We start from the raw sequence: 21437 nt of genomic DNA, 5'->3' as shown, positions 1-21437 counted from the left end.
GAAGGAACCGTCGCACGTCCCATCATCGCTGCTCACAGAGGTATCCGTCCGTCACGGCGTGCCGCCGGCTCCCACCACTCCGGCGGATCGAGGCTCAGCGGTCGGGTGTCCGGAAGGTGCACCGCGGACCCGGTGAGTCGGCGAGCCTCCGGTCGAGGGTCCACAGCGGCGCGCCCAGCTCCTCGGCGAGGGCGACGAAGGCGGCGTCGTAGGCGGTCACCGCGGGGTGCAGCTCCCAGACGCGGTCGCCCAACGGCTCGAAGGGAAAGGTCGTCACGGGCAGCTGCACGAGATCGCGGTGCGCCAGTGCGGCGGCCTCCCGCCCGAGCCGCCGGGCGAGGACCGCGCGCCGGCCAGGGACAGTGATGCCCGTGCCGCCCAGCGCCCCCGAGGGCCAGCGAATTCTCGATCGCCTGTGCGCGCTGCGGCAGCACCAGCAGGACGGCCGCCGCTCACCGCACGAGCCGCTGCTCGTCCTGCTGGCGCTCGGCCGACTGGCGACCACCGGGACGAGTGCGCTGCCCTGGTCGGAGGCCGAGTCCGAGCTGGCCGACCTGCTGCGGGAGTTCGGTCCGACGTCGAGGACCGGTCGCGCGCGGAGTGCGGCCTACCCGTTCACCCGCCTGCGGGCCGACGGCGTGTGGACCCTCGACCGGGACGTCCCCATGGACAACGTCGGCCCGCTCCGCGAGGGCGTGACCGGCCGGCTGGAGGCGTCGCTCGAGCAGGCGCTGCGGGACCGTCCGGAGCTCATCCATACGGCCGCCCGCAGCCTGGTCGACACACACTTCCCGGGCACGGTCGCGCCCGATGTCCTGATGGCGGTCGGCCTGGACCCGGAACTGCTGGAGGGCGGCACGACGCCGCCGCGGGACCGGCGGCGCAGCAGTGCGTGGCCGGTGGCCGTGATCGAGGCCTGGGACCGGCAGTGCGCCTTCTGCGGCTTCGACGGCGCCACCGGCGGGGCGGTGGTCCGGATCGAGGCGGCGCACGTCCGCTGGTTCAAGCTGGGCGGCCCCGACGATCTCGACAACGGCCTGGCGCTCTGCTCGCTGCACCACAAGCTGTTCGACCGCGGGATCCTGGGGCTGGACGACGACCTCGCCGTCGTGGTGTCCCGGCGATTCAACGCCCGCACACCGCAGGGCCGGGCCCTGTACGACCTGCACGGCCGGCGACTGCGTCCCCGGCCGGGCACTCCCCTACCGGCTGAGCGACACGTGGCCTGGCACCGCGAGCAGGTCTTTCAAGGGACGGCGCTGGCCTGCTGACGTGGACCTTCGATCAGGCTCCTAGAGCCAGTCGACCAGCCCGGCATCCGAGACCTGCTCGTCTGCATCCTCGGGCCGGGCGTCCAGCCAGGCAGCGAGGGCTCGCTCCAGTCGCGGCAGATCTTGGGGCCTGCGAGGCCAGCGGCGCGCGGAGACCAACAGGAGACCCGAGTGGTGCCCGGTGTCCAGGCGCAGGAAGTCAGCGACGTTCTCCGTGACCACGATCCGCCCCCGCTCACGGGCGAACCGCGCGACCTCGATGTCGGACCGACCGATGAGCTCGGCCAGTTCAGCGACGGCGAGGACGTCGTGGCCGCGGGCCCGCAGGTGCTCGGCGAGGCGCGGGGGGTACATCTCGTCGAGCAGCAGCCTCACTGGCCGCGACCGGCCAGGACCTCCTGCTGGCGGCGCCATGCGGCTTCAGCTTCGTCCGCGGCTCGCTGGGTGGCCTCGATGCGCTCGTCGACCTCGCCGCGGTGGTCGGCGTAGTAGGCGACGGCGGCGCGCACCTGCGACTCGGTCAGCGCAAGCAGGTCGGCGACCGTGGCGATGACGTCGGCTGTTCCCTCGCTCTGGTTCATGCGGAGGGTGCGGATCACCTCGTCGACGTCCGGACCGGCCACCAACCCGGCCCGTCGACCGCTGGGGCCGTCCCGGAACGTGACGCCCGGGTGCGCCTCGCGGCGCAGCGCTTCATCGAGCAGGCGCTCGATGGTCGAGGACACGGACGCCCCCCGCCGCCCGGCCAGGGCGGACAGCCGAGCGAGGACGTCGTCCGACAGTCGCACGGATCGCGGAGTGGCCATGGCTACATCGTAGTAGCCCGTAGTGAGGGCGGGACCGGGTGCGGGTGCTGAGCACGGTCATCCGGCGACCGCGGTGGACGTCGGCGTGGCATGTGCCCAGCCGCCGTCGCGAGCGGAGTGCTCCGGTGGGGTCAGCGCGGAGCGACCCGGAGCCGCTCGGCGATCCCCTCGACGTCGGCCGCGCCGGCGGCCACGTCCATGACGAGCTGGAAGGCCGCGTCGTCACTCAGGTCCGGTTGGGTGCCATTGAGGTCGAGGAACACGACGGTGGCCAGCCAGCCGAGCCGCTTGTTGCCGTCGACCAGCGGGTGGTTCCGCGCGAGCGAGTGGAGCAGCGCGGCGGCCTTGAGCGGCAGCGTCGGGTAGGCCTCCTGCCCGAAGACGATCGTCCGGGGTCGCGCAGCAGCCGAGTCCAGCAGGCCGACGTCGCGCACCGGTCCGGTCCGCAGCGCCCGGACGAGGCCGAGGAGGTCGTCGAGGTCGAGGTACTCGACCTCGCTCACACCGTGCCCAGGCGGTGCAGCACGTCGCCCCACCTGTCGATGAGCCGACCCGAACTCTCCTGGACCCGCGCAGCGTGGCCGCTCCGCTCGTACCGTTCGAGGACGGCCCGGCGGATGATCTCCTGCCTGGAGGTGCCCTCTGCGGCGGCGAGGGCCGCGAGCGCCCGATCCAGCTCGTCGTCGGTCCGCAGGGTCATCGCCATGCCACGATGGTACCGGCGCGATACCAGTGTCAGCGATTCAGTCCGCGTCGTCGGGCACGTGCTGCAGCACACTCGCCCCGGACACCGCGCCGGCTCGGCCGCCTCTCACCCGTCGAGCGGACGTGCGGTCCATGGCGGACGACGGCCGCAACGGAACCCGGTGGGAAGTAGGCTCGCCTGCGCCGCTCCAGGCGAGCCAGCTCCCATCCCCACGGCACCCGCGCCGCCTTCTTCCTGTTGTGCCACCTGCACAGCGCTTGGCCATCGGCGACGTCGGTCGCCCCGCCGCGGCTGTGCGGGTGGACGTGGTCGGCCTGGAGCGCCTCGGTCTCCCGGCACCGACCGAGAAGCCAGGAGTGGTGCTCGCACCGGTGCCCTGCCAGCTCGAGGAGTAGGGCCTTCTCGGCCCGGGAGAAGGCGCGGCGAGGGTCCCGCGCATGCCCGCCGTGGATCATCGCGCGGCCGAGCTGAAGCAGCTTCCCGGTCGCGAGCAGCACCGGGAGACCCGCCAACCACGGGGTCGCGAGGACCTCTGCCAGGACGGTCCGGAGCACCTCACCGACCATGTCGCCGACCGCCGTCTCCGATCCCGCGACGACTGCGCCTGTGCCGATCTCAACGGGCCCAACGAGCGATGACTGGAGCCCCATCGCACGATCGGGCGACTGAGCCGCCGCCGTAACGCTGCCTGGGGCGGCCGACCCACGCAGCCGGGCGCCCATCTCTCGTTGCGGGCCTCTCCGTGGCTCATGCGATGTCGACTGCGCCGTCGCTGTTGGGGACCAACTCGACCCAGGTGGTCCCGGGCGCCAGTGTCACCGGGGCGCCGTCCGCTCCGGCCAGCGTCACCCGGTCACCGGTCCCCGGCTTGGACCAGGTGGCCTCGACCGTGTACCCGCCGGAGGCGACGAGGGCCCGGCCGGTGCCGGTCAGGATGGTCTCCGGGACGGGGTTGCCGGCCGGGTCCCGGGCCTCGGTCGCGACGACGTCGACGCGCAGGACGACGACGTTGGTGGCGCCGATCCGCCTGCCGTCCGCCTCGACCGCCGGGGTGCTCCCCTCGCTGCGCAGCCAGCGGCCGTCCGCAGCGCTCCAGGTCCACCGGGGGCGGCTGACCCCGGACAACGTGAGCTCCAGGGTGGTCGTCGGTTGCCCCGCGGCAACGGCGGTGGGTCGTTCGCCGGCCGCGGAGTGGTCGAACTGGGCGCCGGGTGAGGCTCGGTGGGCAGCGTCGGCCTGGTCGACGAGGGTCTGCGGCACCGCGTAGACGTTGTGCGGCGCCGCGCGCGTCGTCGTCCGGTGGAAGCCGTCGGCTCCGGAGTCCTGGCTGACCACCTGCAGTCCCGCGTCCTGGGCGGCGGTGACGTAGGTCGGCACGCCACCGGAGAACGCGAGCAGCCCGGCCAGCGGCGCGGCGATCGCGGGGTCCATCGGCCGGATCGACCGCACCGGGCCGATCTCGGGCGGGAGGTCGGAGTGGTAGACGGCGACGAACCGGGTGATGCCGCCCTCGACGACCTGCTCCCACACCACGTCCGCGGCGGTCAGCCCGGTCTGCGGGCGGGCGTCGACGGAGTTCTCGATCTTCACCGCGAGCGCCGGACGGTCGGCGATCGCGTCGGCCGGGACCCCCGTCAGCGGCCAGGCGTGCGCGGACGACGGCGTGAGCGCAGCGACGACCGAGTCCAGAAACGGCAAGTCGGACAGGTGCTCCTCTGCCGTCGGCCACGCGACCACACCGGTGGCCACCAACACCATGAGCAGAGCCGCTCGAAGACCGCGCCCTAATCTCGACCTGCGGCGGCCCTTCGCCGTCCTCCTCTTGGCTTGGGCGCCTCTCGTGGTCCGAGCGCTCTTTCTCGGCCCGGAGCGGGACCGGGGCGCGGGAGACCTGGGCACGTCGGGCCTTCCTGGCTCGGCGAGGCGTTGCCTCCCCTGTATCGGCACGACTCACCGGGCTCGGCACCACGACTCCGCGGGGTGGCCGGGCGCCGACTCGGACGACGCGGATGGCCATCTCGGCGAGTCGACAGCGCGAATTGTCCGGAGGTCGCCGCCCAGCCGTCCGCTTCCCGGGCGCGACTGCTCAGCAGGGAATTGGTGTCCAGGTCTTGCCGCCCGGCGCATAGCTGCGGCAGCCGGTGTACGTACTCGGCCCGGAATCGGATCCGCCCGAAGACCTGGACGGTGCCGCCGTCCGCGGGGTACTGGATGAACCCGAGGAGCGCGATGACGATCCGCCCGAGGTAGACGACCGCGGCGCAGCAGGGGCAGCGGCGGCCCGCTCGGCCGCTTCCTCGGCAGCCTCACGAGCAGCTTCCTCAGCAGCCTTTCGTGCTGCCTCCCCCGCAGCTCTACGCGCCGCTTCCTCGGCCGCCCGTCGAGCTTCAGCCTCGAGTTGTCGATTCCGTGCAGCTCTCGCGGTGCTGTTGGCGGCGGTCGCCTTGTCGAGCCGACTCTGCACGGCCGTCACCTGCGACCGGAAGAACGCAACGCGATCAGCGCCGTGCGCCAGCAGCGGCAAGGCGTCGATGTCGCCGTCCAGGACGCCGAGGAGGGCCTTCGCGGTGCCGGCCACCGCAGCGAGTTCGGCGGCCTGCCCATCAAAGGCGGCGAGCGCTGCTGCCGGAGCGGGGGCCTGCTGGATGGCGTCGGTCGCGGCAGCCTGGAGCTGCTCGATCTGTGCAGGAACGGTGCACTCGACCTCGTTCGAGTACATACCGCGCCCGACTGCCTCGGCCTCGGCCTGAGCCGTCTGCACAGGACGGAGGTACTTCGTGTTGGCCCCGACGGACATGGCCACGCCGAGGCCTGCGCGGGCGATCTCCGCGCTGATGAGGTTGTCTCCGACGAAGACGGCAGCCAGCTCACGGCCATAGTCGTCCAGGGTGTCCTGGTCTCGTTCGAGGCTTACTTCGGTGCCTGCAGGCAGCCGCTGCTTCAACCACTCCGATGCTTCGGAACCCAGGCACTCGACCGGCTTCTCGGGATCGACCGACTCGGGGGTGTCGACGTTGAGCAGTCGGACGCGGTACGTCTCTCCGTCGTACCGGACGTCGATGGTGTCGCCGTCCACGACCTTGGCCACCGTCGCTGTGGTCGAGTTGTCCGTAGCGGCGTGGACGACACCACCTCCGGCAATCACCCCTGCGACGACCACTGCCGTCGCAGCCTTGTGCGCCCCCGCGGCGGCGAACAGCTCTTTCACGTCGATCCCTCGTTCGCAGCAGTTCCAAGCCGCGCCAGGCTATGAGACTGATTCATCCGGATCGGGGAGCTGCAGCGACTGGCCACTCACACGAGTGAGGAGCCGCAGCACCTACAACACGCGGACGTCCGTCCTCTCGGCCAGCCGGCACAGGTGGCGTCAAGAGCAACAGAGCCCACTCCGGCCGAGTGCCACACGGGCTCCGTCGTGTCCAGGGTGGGCCAGGCTTCGCCCACGCTTCGCCGGTGCTGTGTGACGGATCGTCAATCTGGGTGTAGGACGAGCGCATGACCGTCCCGTTCGACGACGCGACCGTTCGGGCGGCGATGTTCGCCTTCCTCGCGCGGCTGTCGGCCGAGCACCCGGAGGGCATCCCGTCGGCCGAGCTCAACACGTTCCAGGTGGCCGGCCAGCCACTCAAGCTCGTCGTGCAGCCGGGCATCTGGAAGCCCGCCACGCTGGCCGGTGCACTGACGATCCGGACGACGTACACGGCACCGAGCCAACTGCCGCCGTACGCCGACGACCTCGCAGAAGGCGGCTACGTCAAGTACGCCTACCGCGGCACCGACCCGCAACACTCCGACAACCGGGCGCTGCGGGTGGCGATGCGCGAGCAGCTGCCGCTGGCGTACTTCGTGGGCGTGGCACCAGCGGTCTACCTGGCGCAGTTCCCCGTCTACGTCGTCGACGAGCGGCCGGACGACCTGTCCTTCCTGGTCGCGGTAGACGAGGCGCAACGGCTGATCGATCCCGGACTGGTCGGGACGCTGACTCCCGACCGGCGGTCGTACTTGGAGCGGCTGATCCGCACCCGGTTGCACCAGCCGGTGTTCCGCGCACGTGTGCTCCAGGCGTACGAGACCAGGTGCGCGATGTGCCGTCTGCGGCACGCCGACCTGCTCGACGCTGCACACATCATCCGCGACTCGGACGAGGGTGGCCTGCCGGTCGTGCCCAACGGCCTGGCCCTCTGCAAGATCCACCATGCCGCCTACGACCGCAACATCCTCGGTGTGCGGCCGGACCTGGTGATCGACGTCCGCCGAGACATCCTCGACGAGGCCGACGGGCCGATGCTGCGGCACGGCATCCAGGAGATGGTCGGGGTCCGCCTCACCGTGCCGCGGCAGCGCAGCGCGCACCCGAGCCGGGACAACCTGGAGCGCCGCTACGAGGAGTTCCGCGCCGCGGGCTGAGCGACCTTCCGCTGTCGGTGGCTTCCGCTACTGACGGTGCATGACCGAGGGGACGCGGCCGTACGTGGACCCGGGCCCACACCCGGGCGCTTCGAGCGCTGCCACCGCCCGGCGGATGAGCACCGTACGGCGCCGCGACAACGGCCCGGAGATGGCAGTGCGCAGGGCGCTCCGCGCCCGCGGGGTCGGCTACCGGGTGTGCTTCCGGGTGCCGGGCCAGCGCCGGCGGACGATCGACATCGCCTTCCTGCGCGCGCGGCTCGCCGTGTACATCGACGGGTGCTTCTGGCACGGCTGCCCAGCGCACGGCCACATGCCCACGGCCAACAGGGAGTGGTGGACGGCGAAGATGGCAATGAACCGGGCTCGTGACGCTGCGACGAACGCGCAACTGGCCGAGCTCGGGTGGACGGTGCTGCGCTTCTGGGAGCACGAGTCACCCGAGGATGTGGCCGATCTGGTCGTCGCGCGCCTAGCACACCTACGCGGTCAGAGGCAGCCGCCAGAGCGTCAGGGCGGCTGACCGGTCACCCGACCTCGCGGGTGAGGATGTTGCGACCGTCTACCCGTCGTCCCCACCGCGGCTGCCTGCCCGGAACACCGACGCGAACCAGCCGAGCGCCGCCTCCACCGCCGACCGCCGATCGTCCTCGGTGAGGATGCTCAAGGAGAACGACGGACGCAGGTTCAGCTTGGCGTCCGGGATGCTGATCCCAGCGAGCGCCAACTGATCCCGGAACTGCTCGCGCATGGCCAGATCGTCGAAGACCAGCCGGCGGCGCATGTGCTGGAGGACGACTTCGACGGAGCCTGACTGCGGGTAGACCACCATCGGCCACGTGTCCCCCTGGTCATGCCGATGAGCGTCGATGACGAGGAAGCAGGATGTTTCGTCCGCCCGCCCGAACGACAGTCGCCCGCCGATCGTCTGCCAGTGCGCGAGGAGCCGCACGACCGCGGGGACGGCATCCGGGTATGCATCATTGAGCTGGTCGAGGAAGCGCCGACCCGGCTCGCTGCCGAACGGGTCGTCGCCAGCAGTCCGGGCCGGCTCGTCCGACGCCTCCATGCCCAGCAGGTCCGCGAGTTCGCGCGCGGTCAACCGTTGTGCGGGGTCGGCCCGCTCACCGGTGAAGGTCACGCCCTCGTCGGTCAGCACGTCGACCGGGTCGTCGGTGCGGTCGTCGTACCAGCGGAACTGCGGGGAGATTCGTCCGTCGGCGCTGAGCACCCGCCACCCGTTCGGCACCGGTTGCGTGGCGATGTGGACGCCCACCGGAACCGGGTGGCTGCCGATGAGTTCGGCCATGTCGCCGTACGTGGTCCACGAGCCGACCGGGATGGCCGCGCACGCGCCGAGTTCCACCTCCTGGTGCGCAACATCCACAAGGTGCTCCTGACCGCAACCTGCGCGGCGTCTATCTGCACTCCACCGATCCGGAGACTCAGCGGTTCCTCGAGCGACTGGTGGACTGATCTGACCGACCACTGCCGCGGACGGTTGCCTCGCAAGTCTGCGGCCGAGAAGCTGACCCGCGAGGCGATGCCGCCGGGGCGCCGCCCGAACGGAGGCGGAATGTACGCCCGATCCACCAGCATCCGCGGCGACCTCAGCAACCTCGACGCCGGCATCGCCTACGTGCGCGACGAGGTGATGCCGTCGGTTCAGAAGACCGACGGCTGCGTCGGCCTGTCGCTGCTCGCGGACCGCGGGAGCGGCCGCTGCATCGTCGCGACCTCCTGGGTCGACGAGGAGGCCATGCGCGCCACCGCCGCGGAGGACCGCACCGTCCAGCACCGCCTCATGCAGACCCTCGGCGGCGAGCACGCCGACGTCCAGGAGTGGGAGATCGCCGTCCTCCACCGGGAGCGTCCGGCCGGCGACGGCGCCGGCGCGCAGGTCACCTGGGCCCGCGTCGCCCCGAACCACCTCGACGACCTGCTCGACGCCTACCGGCAGAACCTGCTGCCCAAGCTGCAGGAGCTGCCCGGCTTCTGCAGCGTCAGCATGCTGGTCGACCGGCGCCTCGGCCGGACGGTCAGCGTCACCAGCTTCGAGAACCGCGACGCCGCCGGGCTGGTGCGCAAGCACGCCAGGGTCCTGCGCGACCAGTTCGCGCAGGCCATGGGCGCCAAGATCGTGGACATCGCCGAGATGGACCTCGTCCTCGCCCACCTGCACGTCCCCGAGGCCGTGTAGCGGCCCGCGACAGAGCAGAGCGCCCCGGCGACTGTCGTCGCCGGGGCGCATCCGCGAGCTGAGGTCACACCCGGCCGACCCAGCAGCACCGAGCTCCGGACCCCATCGACGGCACCGCTGCGACGGTCCGGCGCGACCGGAGTGGCCGCTGTTACCCACGGGACGCCGGTGCCGCCGAAACGCGCCCGCAACGTCTCCGACCCGAGGGTCGCTGCGCCGTCACCCTGCCGTCGCGTTTAAGTTACTCGCCAGTGACCTAAGTCACCGACGACGCTCCGACTCTGCGACAGGCAGGCCCATGCTCTACACCGCGTACGAGATGAACCGCCGAGCAACGGCACCCGTCCTCACGGCGTCCGAGCTGACCGCTCGGGCACTGCAGGCCCTGCCCACGCCGCTGGCCAAGGCGCCGGCCGTCCGGCACGCGCGAGCTCTCTGCGACATCGTCGCCAAGGCGCGCCCCACCCACGACCGCCCGGCCTTCGGCATCACGACCGTGCCGGTCGACGGCCGCGACGCCGACGTCTTCGAGCGCTCCGCCCTGACGACGCCGTTCGGCACCCTGCTGCACTTCGCCAAGCCCTCGGTTCCCGGGCAGCCCCGCGTGGTCGTCGTCGGCCCCATGTCCGGGCACTTCACGACGCTCATCCGGCCGACGATCAAGACGCTGCTGGCCGACCACGACGTCTACGCCATCGACTGGCACAACGCCCGCGACATCCCCGCCGAGCACGGGCCCTTCGGGCTGGACGAGTACATCGAGCACGTCATGCAGGCGCTGCGCCACCTCGGCCCCGACACCCACGTCGTGGCGGTGTGCCAGCCCGCCGTCCCCGTGCTGGCGGCCGTCGCGCTGCTCGCGGCCGAGGACGACCCCGCCCAGCCGGCCAGCGTCACCCTCATGGCCGGCCCGATCGACACCCGGGTCAACCCCAACCGCGTCAACAGGTCGGCCGCCACCAAGCCGCTCTCCTGGTTCGAGCGCCGGGTCGTCGACACCGTGCCGAGCCGGTACCCGGGCGCCGGACGGCGGGTCTACCCCGGCGTCGTGCAGCTGACCGCCTTCATGTCGATGAACCCCAAGCGGCACCTCACCGCGCACGCGCGGATGTACCGCGACCTGGTCACCGGCAACGCCGCCTCGGCCGCCACCACCCGCGCCTTCTACGACGAGTACGGCGCGGTGATGGACGTCCCCGCCGAGTTCTACCTGGAGACGGTCGGCCGCGTCTTCCAGCAGCACGAGCTCCCGCTCGGCCGCTTCACCTGGCGCGGCCGGCGCGTCGACCCCGGCGCCATCCGCAACACCGCGCTGCTCACCGTCGAGGGCGCGAACGACGACATCTGCTCCCCCGGCCAGACCGAGGCCGCCCACCGGCTGTGCACCGGGATTCCGGAGGAGCGCAAGCGCCACCACCTGCAGAACGGGGTGGGCCACTACGGCGTCTTCAGCGGCTCCCGCTGGGAGGCCGAGATCTACCCCGTCGTCCGGTCGTTCATCGAGTCCGCCCGGAACCGGGAGCGGCTGACGTCCAACGGCTGACCCGCGCCCGCCAGGGGCGGCCGGCCGCAGAGCCGTCCGCCTCTGGCCCCGCGGACGCCGCCGGCGCCACGATCCGGACCCACCGGATCGGAGGTCGCCGTGTACCTCACCCAGGGCCTGCACCGCCACGTCCAGCAACGCCCGGACGAGATCGCCACCGTCTGCGCCGGCCGCACCCGGACCCACGCCGAGTCGGTCGACCGGATCGCCCGGCTCGCCGCCGCGCTCCAGCAGCTCGGCATCCGGGACGGCGAGCGCGCGGCCGTCCTGTCCCTGAACTCCGACCGCTACCACGAGTTCCTCGCCGCGACGCTGTGGGCCGGCGGGGTCGTCGTCCCGGTCAACATCCGGTGGAGCGTCCCGGAGATCGCCGACTCGCTCGCCGAGGTCGACGCCCGGGTCCTCGTCGTCGACGACGTCTTCGCAGGGTGTTTCGAGGGCATCCGGGCCGGCCAGCCGTGGCTCCGGCACGTCGTCCACGGCGGCGACGGCCCGACGCCCGACGGCATGCTCGCCTTCGAGGACCTGGTCGAGGCGCACCAGCCGGTCGAGGACGTCCGCCGCGGCGGCGACCGGCTCGCCGGCGTCTTCTACACCGGCGGCACCACCGGCCGGTCCAAGGGCGTCATGCTCAGCCACGACAACCTGCTGACGTCGGCCATGGGCGTGTTCGCCACCGACCACGTCCCGTCCGACCGCGTGCTCCTGCACGCCGCGCCGATGTTCCACGCCGCCGCCTTCTCCGGCTGGGTCGGCACCGGCGTGGTCGGCGGCACGCAGGTGATGATCCCGGTGTTCGACCCGGTGGCCGTGCTGACCGCCGTCCAGGAGCACGGCGTGACCGACGTGCTGCTGGTCCCCACGATGATCCAGCTGGTGGTCGACTCGCCGCGGGTCGACGAGTTCGACCTCACCAGCGTCCGGAAGGTGATGTACGGGGCCTCCCCCATGTCCGACGCCCTGCTCGGCCGGACGATGAAGGCGCGGCCCAACGCCCGCTTCCTGCAGGTGTACGGCATGACCGAGCTCGCCCCCGTGGTGACCGTCCTCAGGCCGGACGACCACGAGGACCCGAGGCACCGGCGCTCCGTCGGCCGCGCGGCGCCGCACACCGAGGTGCGCGTCGTCGGCCCGGACGACGTCGAGCTCCCTCGCGGGGAGGTCGGCGAGATCGTCGTCCGCGGCGGCAACGTGATGCTCGGCTACTGGAACCGGCCGGAGGAGACCGCGGAGGCGCTGCGGGGCGGCTGGATGCACACCGGCGACGCCGGCCGGATGGACGACGAGGGCTACGTCTACCTCACCGACCGCCTCAAGGACATGATCATCTCCGGTGGGGAGAACGTGTACTCGGTCGAGGTGGAGAGCGTCCTCGCCCAGCACCCGGCGGTGGCCGCCTGCGCGGTCATCGGCGTCCCCGACGACACCTGGGGCGAGCGCGTGCACGGCGTCGTCGTCCCGGCGGCCGGCGCCGCCGTGACCCTCGAGGAGCTGCGCGCCTTCTGCGCCGACCGGCTCGCGAGCTACAAGGTGCCGAGGTCCATGGACGTCGTCGACGCGCTGCCGCTCTCCCCCGCCGGCAAGGTGCTCAAGCGGACACTGCGCGAGCCCTACTGGGCCGGGCAGGAGCGCGCCGTCCACTGACCCCGGCTGCTCGGGGGGCAGTTCGGCTGAGATGGCTGCTCGGGTGCCAAACGGCCGGCATCACTCCATGCGGCTCCCCGGTGACACAGGCGTCTCCTACTCTCGGACCGTGTCCGTTCGCGAGTCACTCGACCGTCTGCGCGCCGCCGCCGACGACGGGCGACTCGACGATCTGGCCCGTCGGCACGGCGTCGCGCTGATCACCGTCTTCGGCAGCGCCATCCGCACCCCGGAGCGGGCGCGGGACCTCGACGTCGCCGTGTCCCTTCCCGCAGGAACGCAGGGGCTGCTGGCGCTGGTCGGAGACCTCGCCGACCTGACCGCCAGTGACGACGTCGACGTGCTGGTCCTCTACGGCGCCTCCCCGACGGCGCGGTTCTCCGGACTGGTCGGCGCGCGACCGCTGTACGAGGCGTCGGCCAGCCTGTTCGCCCGGACGCAGATGGCCGCGGCTCTCGAGTTCTACGAGACGGCGTGGCTGCGCGACCTCGACCTGCAGCGGATGGCGACCTCGTGACGCCCCGCCCGGTCGACGTCGCCTCGGTGCAGGCCAAGCTCCGGTCGCTGGACGAGCTGGTCGGCGCGCTGCGTCTGGTCAGGGACGTGGATGCCGCCCGGCTCGAGCAGGACGTGCTGCTCCGCCTGGCGGTGGTGTTCCGGGTCCGCGGCGGCCGGATCGCCGAGAAGCCCTTCTATGTGAAGGGCTGACCGTTCCGTCGGTCTCAGCGCCCGACCGTCGTCACCCCCATCCCGGCCGCGGGACCAACGCTGCACACGGGTGGCCGCCGGTGTGGTCGGCGTCCTCTTCGCTCGCTGGGCGCCGCCGCCGTCCACGACCAGCTCCAGCGCTGGCTGCCCGGCTACAGGGACGGCCGATCCCTGCGCCGCGAGGTCTGGTCGCTCAGGCGTCACTCAGCCGGTCGCTCACACCGGGTCGAGTAGCCGGCCGAGGTCAGCCGGATCGGCGGGGCGACCGAGGTACGTGCCCTGCCCGGCGTCGCAGTCCAGCTCCCGCAGGATGGTGACCTGAGCCTGCGTCTCCACGCCCTCGGCGGTGACCGTGAGGCCGAGCAGGTGGGCCAGCGAGACGATCGATCCGACGAGCTGGACGTCGACGGGGTCGGCCGCGTCGACGGAGCGCAGGCCGCGGAGGAAGGAACCGTCGAGCTTGAGCTCGGCGAGCGGCAGCCGCCGCAGGTAGGCGAGGTTGGAGTAACCGGTACCGAAGTCGTCGATGGCCAGGCGCACGCCCATCCCGGCGAGCGCGTCGAGGGTGTGACCGGTGAGCGGGTCGGTGCCGATGACCGCGCTCTCGGTGATCTCGAGCTGGAGCTGCTGCGGGTGCAGCCCGCTGTCGGCGAGCGCGATACGGACGTCGTCGACCAGGTGCTCGTCCCGGAGCTGCCGAGTGGCGAGGTTGACGCTGACGAACGGGCCGCTCCTGCCGGCTCCGAACCAGGAGAACGCCTGCCGGCAGGCGGCCCGGAGCACGTGCCGGCCGAGGGGGACGATCATCCCCGACTCCTCCGCCAGGCCGACGAAGCTCCCGGGGCCGAGGAGCCCCATGCGCGGGTGCTCCCACCGGACCAGCGCCTCCACGCCGTGCAGCCGGCCGTCAGCCAGGCGCCGCAGGGGCTGGTAGTGGACCCGCAGGTCCTCCCCCGCCAGCGCCGCGGGCAGAGCGGAGGAGAGCCGGTACCGGGTGATCTCCCGAGCGTTGCGCTCCGGCTCGAACAGCGCCCACTGGCTCCTGCCGTCCGCCTTCGCCCAGTAGAGCGTCATGTCGGCGGCACGCAGCAGCTCTGCCGGGTCGATGTCGGCGATCGACCGCTCCACCACACCGACGCTGGCGGTGATCTCGACCCGACGACCGCCCAGCTGCACCGGCTGCGCCACCGCGGCCAGCACTTCCTCGGCGAGCGCGACCAGCTGCCCGCTGTCCGACGTCCCCGGGACGAGGACGACGAACTCGTCCCCGCCGAGCCGGGCGACCGACAGCCCACGGTCCCGCACCACGGACACCAGGCGCTGGGCGACCGCGACGAGCAGCTGGTCGCCGACCTCGTGTCCCAGCGTGTCGTTGACCGCCTTGAAACCGTCGAGGTCGAGGTAGCACAGTCCCGCCCGGGCACCCGGTGACGCCTGGCCGAAGACGGCGTCCAGGTGGGCGAGGAACGTCCTCCGGTTGGGCAGTCCGGTCAGCGCGTCGTGCTGGGCCTCGAACTCCAGCTGGCGTCGCAGGTGGCGCAGCGTGGTGACGTCGTGGATCAGCGCCAGCTGGTAGCGGGGCCGGCCGTCCCCGTCGCGGAGCAATGACACCGTGAGGTCGGTCCACACCGACTCGCCGTCGGACTTGAGGAACTGCTTCTCCAGCCGGAAGTGGTCCCGTTCCCCGCGGATCAGCTCCCCGTAGAGCCGCCACACGTGCTCGACGTCGGCAGGGTGCATGAACTCCTGCACGGAACGGCGGCGGAACTCCTCGATCGGATGACCCAGGAGCCGCATCAGGGCCGGGTTGACGTCCAGGATCCGGCCCTCCAGGTCACCGATCCCGATCCCGATCGTGGCTCCCTCGAAGACCGCGCGGAAGCGCTCCTGACTGACGTGCAGCGCCTCGCTCGCCTGTTCCCGAGCCGCCGCGGCCGCAGCCAGGATCTCCTCCTGTTCGCACAGCGCCCGCTCCTGCAACGCCGCACTGAAGCCCTCGGCGACCGTCGCCACGAGCGCGTTCCACCGGCGGTCCGGAGGTGCCGGATCGGGCAGCACCTCCCCTCCACCCGACGGCTCCCCCCGGCCCCCGGCCGCGCCGGCGGCGGGCCTGCCGTCCAGCAGCACGCACAGCGTCTGGGAGAGGGACTGCGGGTTGGTGAAGTGGGCGTCGACCAGGGCGGCCCCCACCTGCTTGCCGACGGACGCCTGGCGGAGCGGCGGCTCGTCGACCGCGGCGAGGAGCCGGTGCAGCAGGCCCCGCAGCAGCTCTGCGACCTCGTCCGGCGGCAGCGGTACGTAGCTCGTCCCGGCAACGGCGGCGGCCCACCGTGCGGTGAGGGCACCGACGGGATCCGGCTGGACGGCGGCATCCGCCCGGTCCCCGCCGTCGCGTCGACCTGCCACCGACGTGCTCACCCGCGACGGCCGACCCCGGCGAAACCGGTGGTCCGCTCCGGGTGCTGAGCCGCGTCGGAGGCGTCCGGTCGCCACAGCGGCAACCACACCAGCCCAGGGTCGACGAGCTCGAAGCCGTCGAAGAACCGCGCGATCTCGTCACGGCTGCGCATCGTCATCGGCGTCGGTGTGCGGCTGTAGAGCTCGCGATGGGAGGCGGCCGCGTCGGGACGCCCCTCGTCGCTGGCGTGGGACAGGACGAGGTGGCTGCCCGGGGCCAGTCGGTCCCGGATCCGGGCCACCGCCCCGAAGGGATCGTCCTCCTCGCTCACGAAGTGCAGGACGGCCACAACGAGCACCGCGATCGGCTGGTCCAGGTCGAGGGTCGCCCGGACCGCCGGGTCCTCCAGGACCGTCTCCGCCTCGCGCAGGTCGGCGTGGACCACCGCGGTCTGCTCGTCCCCGCCGAGGATCGCGCGGCTGTGGGCCACCGCCACCGGGTCGCTGTCGACGTACACGACCCGGGCCCCCGGATGCGCCTGCTGAGCGGCCTCGTGCACGTTGCCCACGGTGGGGATGCCGGAGCCGATGTCGAGGAACTGGGTGATGCCCCGTCCCGCCAGGTAGCGGACCGCCCGGCGCAGGAACGCACGGTTGGCCTGCATGATCGCGGGGAGGTCCGGCCACAGGGAGATGGCCTCCCGCGCCATGCGCCGGTCGACCTCCAGGTTGTGCGATCCCCCGAGGTAGTAGTCGTACACCCGGGCCGCACTCGGGCGACTCAGGTCGACCTCGGCCGGGACCCAGCTCGGACGGTGCATGTTCCGTACTCCTCATCCCGTGTCCGCTGCTCGAACCCGACGGCCCGACAGGCGACGGCCTCGGTTCCACCCGCATCTGTACCCGAGATCCGGCCGTTCGGGTGCTCGATCGTGCCGGTGTCGGGCGACACGCCGGAGCGGCTGTCCGCGCCGGACGCCCCGCCCATCTGGTGGCTTCCCGGTGCGGCGCCGCTGCCGTCCGCCGGTGTCCTCCGTCGGGAGCTGTGCTGCGACGGATCGGTCGCCCGGCTTGTTCGGCTGCTCCGGGGTGAGCTGCTGGCGCCGGCCCCGCCGTCGCCCGCGGGAGTTGTTCGCCGACCGCGGCTACGACCATGACGCCTACCGCCGCCGGCTGCGCGCCCGGGGGCATCACGCCGCGGATCACCCGCCGCGGCGTCGCGCACGGCTCGGACCTGGGCGAGCAGCGCCGGGTGGTCGAGCGCGGATTCGCCTGGCTGCACAGCTCCAAACGGTTGCGCACCCGCTACGAGCACCGCGCCGATGTCCATGTCGGTCCGCGCCGATCGGCCTGCGTGCTGATCTCCTACCGCCGCCTGCCGCCGTCCTGCCACGACCGCTCACAGCAGGCGGGGAGTCCGGGCGATAGGAGCCAGCCGAAAGTCGGGTCGGCGGGTCATCGCCGGGATCCGGTCGACGGACTCCCGGAACGGCGCAGGCGCAAGGGCTACGTCGATGCGGGCACGTCCCCGCCGGTGTGGGCGAAGAGCTTGCTGACCACCTTCCAGCTCCTCTCGATGCGCATGAGCTGGAAGTAGTCGATCAAGGAGAGCGACCCCCAGTAGCCCTCCTCGGCCGCCTCGGCCACAGCCGCGTCGCCGGTCTGCTGCACCGAGAGGATGCGCGTCCGGTGGTTGCCCGTGTCGCCCGGCTGCTTCGCCGCCAGCTCGATGAACTCCGCCATCGGCATGTCGTAGCGGGCGCCCCCGACCGACCCGAACATCCGGGCGTCCGGGTGCGAGGCTTCCCGGAGCTTGGCGGCGTCGCCCCTCGACTCGCCGTCGAGGAAGAGCTGCACGATCCTGCGCACCTGGTCGTACTCGCGGACCGCGTCCGCGGGGCCGGCCCGACTGTTGAGTACCTGGCTCATGACACCACTCCTCCGCCTCGCGTGTGCCGCGTCGACACCAGTTGTGGGCCCGGTCGGCAGCCCAACGACCGCTCCGTCAACGCTCGATGGGTCAGGCGTCGACCGCCCCGGCCAGCAGCGTCGACGGGTCCGGAACGGTGTCCGGCACGCGCGGCGCCGGGGTCGTCGCGGCAGCCTTCGCCGACTGGACGTAGGCGACGGCGAAGGCGTCCGGCATCGAGAAGATCGCCTGCTGAGCCGCCCCCGGCACGCCCGCGAGCCGCACGGTCTCCGACAGATCGGACAGGGCGCGCCCGGCCTGCCCTGCGTCCTGCCACACCTCGACGTCGAGCAGCGTCCGGCCGTCGTGCCGCAGCCGCCGCGCCAGGCAGCCGTCGGCCAGCGCGGTGCCGGTCAGGACGTGCTCGGTGATCTTCGCGTACTCGTCCGGCCCCACACCGTCCCAGCGCAGGTGCACGATGAACATCGTCATGACTTCCCCTCGGTGACCCACGGTGGCGACCGGACTCCGACGCTAGGGCGGTGCACCGCGCCGGTCTGTACGCAGTTGCACGTACGCCCTAGGTCCCCGAGCCCTAGGTCCCCGAGCCCTTCGACCCCGAGCCCTTGGACCCCGAGCCCTTGGACCCCGTGACCTCGGTCCCGTGCCGGCCGTCGTCCCGGCCGGACACCGGTGGGCAGGTCAGACCGGCGGATCCGAGCGCGGCAGCAGGCCGAGGCCCCGGGCGCGCTGCACGGCCACCAGCCGGTCGTGGCAGTCCAGCTTCCGGTAGACGTTCTCCAGGTGCTTGCACACCGTCCGGGTGCTGATCCGCAGCAGATGGGCGATGGCGTCCGCGGTGAGCCCGGCGCCGACGTGGCGCAGCACCTCGGCCTCGCGGGCGGTCAGCCGCATCCGCCCGACGGCGGCAGCGTCCAGTGCCGGGAGCGGGAGTCCGGCCGCCCGGTCCAGGGCGACCAGGACCGGCTGGACGGCGCGCGCGACCGCCACCTCCCGGTCGGTGAAGTCGCGCCCGGAGCGGTTGACCGACCAGGCCCGACCGCTGCCCGGCGACAGGTGCGCGGTGAGCACCACGACCTGGTGCCGGACCCCGAACGGGCGCAGGAAGTCGACGTAGGCCCGGTTGCGCAACAGCTCCGAGCGGGTCGCCACGTCGCTGAGCCGCCGCGGCGACACGTCGCCGTCCGAGCGGCCGTCCAGGTAGGCGCCCACCAGCGGGTGCTCGTCCGCCATCTCGCCCAGTCCACGGGACAGCTCGGCGGCGTCCCACCCCGTGAGCGGGAAGGGCTGCACCTCGGCGCGGCCGGTGGGGAGGTCCACGGCGTTCCAGCTCGTGACGTCCCCAACCAGGAGGTGCAGGAGCATCTCGGCCGCGGACCGCAGGAACTCGTCCCGCTCGACCATCCCGGCGAGCTGATGGCTCAGCTCCAGGCCCGGGAGCCGCGCAGCCCGGTTGCCCATGACGTCCCCCCGGCACCGATCGGTTCCTCGGGACGCCTGCTCCCCGGCCGGTCGGTGTCAGGGAAGAGGCTCTCGCCAGGTTCCAGCCGGCGACGGGAACAGTCCGTCGACCCGCACCTGCTCCCGCGAGGCGTGACCCACAGTCGCTGTCCGGTGGCCACGACGACGGACGACGTCCCTGCACCGACCGGTGGCGCGGCCGCTCACCGACCGCCTCGGTCGGCGCTACGGTCCGCCGGTGACCTCCGAGGACGGCGGGCCGCCACGGGGCCGCCTCGCACGGACGGCGCGGCTGGCCGCGCTGCCCGCGGCGCATGCCGGCCGCACCGCCGTCGGGATCGGCAAGCGCCTCGGCGGCCGCCTGGCCGAGGCGGTCGCCGCGCAGGTGCAACAGCGCACCGCCGAGCAGCTGTTCGCCGTCCTCGGGCAGCTCAAGGGCGGCGCGATGAAGGTCGGCCAGGCGATGTCGGCGATGGAGGCCGCGCTGCCCGAGCAGCTGGCCGGCCCCTTCCGCGAGTCGCTGGTGAAGCTGCAGGAGGCGGCGCCGGCCATGCCGACCCCGCTGGTGCACGGCCAGCTCGAGGGGGCGTTCGGACCCGACTGGCGACGGCTGTTCCGCGACTTCGACGACCGGCCGGTCGCGGCCGCCAGCGTGGGTCAGGTGCACCGCGCCGCCTGGTCCGACGGCACCCCGGTGGCCGTGAAGGTCCAGTACCCCGGCGCCGGCGCGGCGCTCGTCGCCGACCTCGGGGTGCTGCAGGCGCTGACGCCCCTCGTGCAGGCGGCCGCGCCCGGCCTCGACGCCCGGCAGCTGCTCGCCGAGCTGCGCGACCGACTCGTGGACGAGGTCGACTACGTCCGCGAGGCAGACGCCCAGACGGCGTTCGCCGACGCCTACCGCGACGACCCGGACATCGCCGTCCCCGATGTGCTGGCCGTCGAGGGGCAGGTCCTGGTCACCCGATGGGTCGACGGCACTCCCCTGGCGCGGGTCATCGCCGACGGCACCCCGGACGACCGGGACCGCGCCGGGCAGCTGCTGGTCCGCCTGCTCGCCTCCGCGCCGGTGCGCGCCCGCCGGCTGCACGGCGACCCGCACCCCGGCAACTTCCGGCTGCTGCCCGACCGCCGCCTCGCCGTCCTCGACTTCGGAGCGACCGAGGCCCTGCCGGACGGCTGGCCGGCCCGGCTCGGCCCGCTGCTCGCCGCCGGGCGGGACGGCGACGCCGTGGCCCTGCACCGCATCGCCGCCTCCGCCGGACTGCTGCGGCCCGACCGGGTCACCGAGACAGCCCTGCTGGCGCTGCTCGACCCCTACCTGCAGCCGCTGCGCAGCCCGTCGTACCGGTTCACCCGGGCCTGGATGCAGGAGCAGACCCGGCTGGCCTCCGACCCGTTCAGCGCCGCCGCCCGCACCCAGCGCCGGCTGACCATCCCGCCGCGCCACCTGCTGCTCCAGCGCGTGGCCGCCGGGCTGGCGGGCGTCCTCTGCTCGCTGGACGCCACCGTGGCCGTCGACACCGAGCTCCGGCGGTGGCTGCCCGGCTACGACGGACCACGGCTCCACCACCGGTGACCTGACGACCGATACCCCCACCTCGCCAGCCCGACTTGTGGCTACGATCAGGCAGCCGGTGATGGCCACAATGAGGAGTAGGCGACGATGAGCTCGGTCGGCGTTCGTGAGCTGCGGGACGGGCTCAGCCGGTTCCTGGCCGAGGTGCGCGCCGGGCGCAGCATCACGGTGACCGACCACGGCCGACCGGTCGCCCGCATCGTCCCGGTGGACGAGCCGAGCCCGTTGGAGCGCCCGATCGCCGAAGGGCTCGTGCAGCCGGCTCGCCAGCGCCGGCGGTCGGCACCTCGGCCCGTCAAGGCCTCCGGGCCCGTCAGTGACCTGGTCGCCGAGCAGCGCAGGTGATCGCCTACTTCGACACGTCTGCAGTCGTGCCGTTGCTCGTCGAGGACGAGCCCGGATCCGCGGTCTCCCTCCGGGTCTTCCTGCAGGCCGAGACCGTGGCGACCGTCCGGTTGACGTTCGCCGAGGTCTGCGCCGCGCTCGCCCGCGCGGCCCGGCTCGGCCGCCTGACCGCCGAGGCGCAGGACAGCGCACTGGTCGAGTTCGAATCCGTCTGGGCCCAGATGGACGTCGTGGACGTGGACGACGACCTCGTCCGCCAGGCCGGGGCACTTGCTCGGACGCACGCCCTCCGCGGCTGCGACGCCGTCCACTGCGCCGCGGCTCTGCGTGTGAGGAGCACGAACACCATCGGACTGGCCGGCGATCGAGAGCTGCTCGCCGCCTGGCACCGTGAGGAACTCCAGGCCATCGACACCGGAGCCTGACGAGGAGCGGTCGCGCCG

General features: G+C 72.7%; 25 protein-coding genes and 1 pseudogene. 12 read left to right on the top strand and 14 right to left on the bottom strand.

Annotation, left to right across the window (positions count from 1 at the left end; translation table 11 throughout):
- Window positions 1–94: 94 nt before the first annotated feature.
- A complete protein-coding gene (locus tag BUB17_RS08525; protein ID WP_141242955.1) occupies window positions 95–277 on the bottom strand; it encodes a type II toxin-antitoxin system VapC family toxin in 183 nt (60 codons plus the stop codon).
- A gap of 88 nt (window positions 278–365) precedes the next feature.
- Here BUB17_RS08525 and BUB17_RS08520 point away from each other — a divergent pair, with 88 nt between their 5' ends.
- Window positions 366–1271 (top strand): phosphorothioated DNA-binding restriction endonuclease, encoded by a 906-nt coding sequence (locus BUB17_RS08520; RefSeq protein ID WP_072916663.1) that lies wholly within the window; start codon window positions 366–368, stop codon window positions 1269–1271.
- 21 nt (window positions 1272–1292) lie between these two features.
- Here the strand turns inward: BUB17_RS08520 and BUB17_RS08515 are convergent, their stop codons facing one another.
- The 7 genes from BUB17_RS08515 to BUB17_RS08485 form a co-directional block, all read right to left on the bottom strand.
- A complete protein-coding gene (locus BUB17_RS08515) occupies window positions 1293–1646 on the bottom strand; it encodes a DUF5615 family PIN-like protein (protein ID WP_072916393.1) in 354 nt (117 codons plus the stop codon).
- Window positions 1643–2077, bottom strand: coding sequence for a ribbon-helix-helix protein, CopG family (locus tag BUB17_RS08510; protein WP_072916389.1), 435 nt, complete (start codon window positions 2075–2077; stop codon window positions 1643–1645). The genes BUB17_RS08515 and BUB17_RS08510 overlap by 4 nt, the downstream gene beginning before the upstream one ends.
- 131 nt (window positions 2078–2208) lie before the next feature.
- Window positions 2209–2580: a type II toxin-antitoxin system death-on-curing family toxin gene (locus tag BUB17_RS08505; RefSeq protein WP_072916368.1), complete on the bottom strand. Its 372-nt coding sequence runs from the start codon at window positions 2578–2580 to the stop codon at window positions 2209–2211.
- Window positions 2577–2783, bottom strand: coding sequence for a ribbon-helix-helix protein, CopG family (locus BUB17_RS08500; protein WP_072916364.1), 207 nt, complete (start codon window positions 2781–2783; stop codon window positions 2577–2579). The genes BUB17_RS08505 and BUB17_RS08500 overlap by 4 nt, the downstream gene beginning before the upstream one ends.
- A gap of 29 nt (window positions 2784–2812) precedes the next feature.
- On the bottom strand, window positions 2813–3238 hold the full coding sequence (locus BUB17_RS28540) for an HNH endonuclease (protein WP_432416381.1): 426 nt from the start codon (window positions 3236–3238) through the stop codon (window positions 2813–2815).
- A 292-nt stretch (window positions 3239–3530) separates the two neighbouring features.
- Entirely contained in the window at window positions 3531–4481 is a 951-nt protein-coding gene (locus BUB17_RS08490; RefSeq protein ID WP_244277057.1) for a DUF3048 domain-containing protein, read from the bottom strand.
- A 388-nt stretch (window positions 4482–4869) separates the two neighbouring features.
- Window positions 4870–5991 (bottom strand): thermonuclease family protein, encoded by a 1122-nt coding sequence (locus tag BUB17_RS08485; protein ID WP_072916357.1) that lies wholly within the window; start codon window positions 5989–5991, stop codon window positions 4870–4872.
- Window positions 5992–6278: 287 nt separating this feature from the next.
- Here BUB17_RS08485 and BUB17_RS27405 point away from each other — a divergent pair, with 287 nt between their 5' ends.
- Together BUB17_RS27405 and BUB17_RS08475 are read left to right on the top strand one after the other, a co-directional pair.
- Window positions 6279–7190, top strand: coding sequence for an HNH endonuclease (locus BUB17_RS27405; RefSeq protein WP_072916353.1), 912 nt, complete (start codon window positions 6279–6281; stop codon window positions 7188–7190).
- Between the two features lie 40 nt (window positions 7191–7230).
- Window positions 7231–7713, top strand: coding sequence for a very short patch repair endonuclease (locus BUB17_RS08475; RefSeq protein ID WP_072916351.1), 483 nt, complete (start codon window positions 7231–7233; stop codon window positions 7711–7713).
- Window positions 7714–7752: 39 nt separating this feature from the next.
- Here BUB17_RS08475 and BUB17_RS08470 read toward each other — a convergent pair whose 3' ends face one another.
- Window positions 7753–8679, bottom strand: a complete 927-nt coding sequence (locus BUB17_RS08470) for an MGMT family protein (protein ID WP_141242953.1) — start codon at window positions 8677–8679, stop codon at window positions 7753–7755.
- Between the two features lie 87 nt (window positions 8680–8766).
- On the opposite strand from BUB17_RS08470, the gene BUB17_RS08465 reads away from it, so the two are divergent.
- From BUB17_RS08465 to BUB17_RS08445, 5 genes are all read left to right on the top strand, one after another.
- The gene (locus tag BUB17_RS08465) at window positions 8767–9390 is read left to right on the top strand and encodes a hypothetical protein (protein WP_072916345.1); all 624 of its coding nucleotides are present in this window, start codon (window positions 8767–8769) and stop codon (window positions 9388–9390) included.
- 298 nt (window positions 9391–9688) lie between these two features.
- Window positions 9689–10933, top strand: a complete 1245-nt coding sequence (locus BUB17_RS08460) for a polyhydroxyalkanoate depolymerase (RefSeq protein ID WP_072916343.1) — start codon at window positions 9689–9691, stop codon at window positions 10931–10933.
- Between the two features lie 99 nt (window positions 10934–11032).
- On the top strand, window positions 11033–12577 hold the full coding sequence (locus tag BUB17_RS08455) for an acyl-CoA synthetase (protein WP_072916339.1): 1545 nt from the start codon (window positions 11033–11035) through the stop codon (window positions 12575–12577).
- Between the two features lie 109 nt (window positions 12578–12686).
- Complete coding sequence (locus BUB17_RS08450) at window positions 12687–13094, top strand: nucleotidyltransferase family protein (protein WP_072916318.1); 408 nt, start codon at window positions 12687–12689, stop codon at window positions 13092–13094.
- Window positions 13091–13285, top strand: a complete 195-nt coding sequence (locus BUB17_RS08445; protein ID WP_072916316.1) for a hypothetical protein — start codon at window positions 13091–13093, stop codon at window positions 13283–13285. The genes BUB17_RS08450 and BUB17_RS08445 overlap by 4 nt, the downstream gene beginning before the upstream one ends.
- Window positions 13286–13501: 216 nt before the next feature.
- On the opposite strand, the gene BUB17_RS08440 is transcribed toward BUB17_RS08445, so the two are convergent.
- Both BUB17_RS08440 and BUB17_RS08435 read right to left on the bottom strand, forming a co-directional pair.
- A complete protein-coding gene (locus tag BUB17_RS08440; RefSeq protein WP_083606187.1) occupies window positions 13502–15691 on the bottom strand; it encodes a putative bifunctional diguanylate cyclase/phosphodiesterase in 2190 nt (729 codons plus the stop codon).
- A gap of 8 nt (window positions 15692–15699) precedes the next feature.
- A complete protein-coding gene (locus BUB17_RS08435; protein ID WP_072916313.1) occupies window positions 15700–16503 on the bottom strand; it encodes an SAM-dependent methyltransferase in 804 nt (267 codons plus the stop codon).
- 283 nt (window positions 16504–16786) lie between these two features.
- Between BUB17_RS08435 and BUB17_RS08430 the strand changes: the two are divergent.
- Window positions 16787–17060, top strand: a pseudogene (locus BUB17_RS08430) (transposase); the annotation flags it as partial.
- Between the two features lie 128 nt (window positions 17061–17188).
- On the opposite strand, the gene BUB17_RS08425 reads toward BUB17_RS08430, so the two are convergent.
- The 3 genes from BUB17_RS08425 to BUB17_RS26720 all read right to left on the bottom strand — a co-directional run bounded on the left by BUB17_RS08425 (window position 17189) and on the right by BUB17_RS26720 (window position 19073).
- Window positions 17189–17611, bottom strand: coding sequence for a nuclear transport factor 2 family protein (locus BUB17_RS08425; RefSeq protein ID WP_072916309.1), 423 nt, complete (start codon window positions 17609–17611; stop codon window positions 17189–17191).
- A 91-nt stretch (window positions 17612–17702) separates the two neighbouring features.
- Window positions 17703–18083, bottom strand: coding sequence for a hypothetical protein (locus BUB17_RS08420; RefSeq protein ID WP_072916306.1), 381 nt, complete (start codon window positions 18081–18083; stop codon window positions 17703–17705).
- 210 nt (window positions 18084–18293) lie between these two features.
- On the bottom strand, window positions 18294–19073 hold the full coding sequence (locus tag BUB17_RS26720) for a response regulator transcription factor (RefSeq protein WP_072916304.1): 780 nt from the start codon (window positions 19071–19073) through the stop codon (window positions 18294–18296).
- A 238-nt stretch (window positions 19074–19311) separates the two neighbouring features.
- Here BUB17_RS26720 and BUB17_RS08410 point away from each other — a divergent pair, with 238 nt between their 5' ends.
- The 3 genes from BUB17_RS08410 to BUB17_RS08400 all read left to right on the top strand — a co-directional run bounded on the left by BUB17_RS08410 (window position 19312) and on the right by BUB17_RS08400 (window position 21419).
- A complete protein-coding gene (locus BUB17_RS08410; RefSeq protein ID WP_072916623.1) occupies window positions 19312–20649 on the top strand; it encodes an ABC1 kinase family protein in 1338 nt (445 codons plus the stop codon).
- Window positions 20650–20736: 87 nt separating this feature from the next.
- Window positions 20737–20994 carry a type II toxin-antitoxin system Phd/YefM family antitoxin gene (locus BUB17_RS08405; protein WP_072916301.1) on the top strand — a complete coding sequence of 86 codons (258 nt, stop codon included), beginning with the start codon at window positions 20737–20739 and terminating at the stop codon, window positions 20992–20994.
- Window positions 20991–21419: a type II toxin-antitoxin system VapC family toxin gene (locus BUB17_RS08400; RefSeq protein WP_072916299.1), complete on the top strand. Its 429-nt coding sequence runs from the start codon at window positions 20991–20993 to the stop codon at window positions 21417–21419. Before BUB17_RS08405 ends, BUB17_RS08400 begins: the two co-directional genes overlap by 4 nt.
- Window positions 21420–21437: the final 18 nt, after the last annotated feature.

Source organism: Geodermatophilus obscurus (assembly GCF_900143215.1).
GTDB lineage: Bacteria > Actinomycetota > Actinomycetes > Mycobacteriales > Geodermatophilaceae > Geodermatophilus > Geodermatophilus obscurus_A.
Note: the sequence above shows the minus strand (reverse complement) of the source record. Positions and strands in the feature narration are given on the sequence as shown.